Here is a 420-nt window from a genome sequence, read left to right on the forward strand (position 1 = left end):
GCCTGCATTTGCGGCGGTTTTGTAGCGAGGCACGAGCGGAAAAACCGTCCAAGCCACGCAGTGGCTGATGCAGCATGCACTTGTTAAGCATTTGCCTCGGCGCTCCAATCCTTAAACCACTCTACAGGCAAGTTAACAGTCTCAAAATCTAGCTGCTGTAGCTGTGATGATGAATACGTATTTGCTAGGTAGAGATCCCATTGCGTTTCAATGTCGGCAAGAATAGGCATAACCTTTTCAATTTCTTCCGACAGATCAACATCATTATATTTATTCCAAAACCGTTCACACCACTCAGAAATTTGTTTATGTGTGTATGGCGATTGATCTGGCTTGTAACCATAAGACAGCAAGACTAATAAGTTTTCCCTGCTGTATTCAAGTTCGATAGGTACACTCAATTTCATAATGATGCTTAAC

Annotated in this window: 1 pseudogene; it reads right to left on the bottom strand. The window is 42.9% G+C overall.

What is annotated here, in order from left to right:
- Positions 1 to 83: 83 nt before the first annotated feature.
- A pseudogene (locus J8L84_RS20290) lies at positions 84 to 420 on the bottom strand (hypothetical protein); the annotation flags it as partial.

This window comes from Alteromonas sp. MMG017 (genome assembly GCF_018100795.1).
Lineage (GTDB): Bacteria > Pseudomonadota > Gammaproteobacteria > Enterobacterales > Alteromonadaceae > Alteromonas.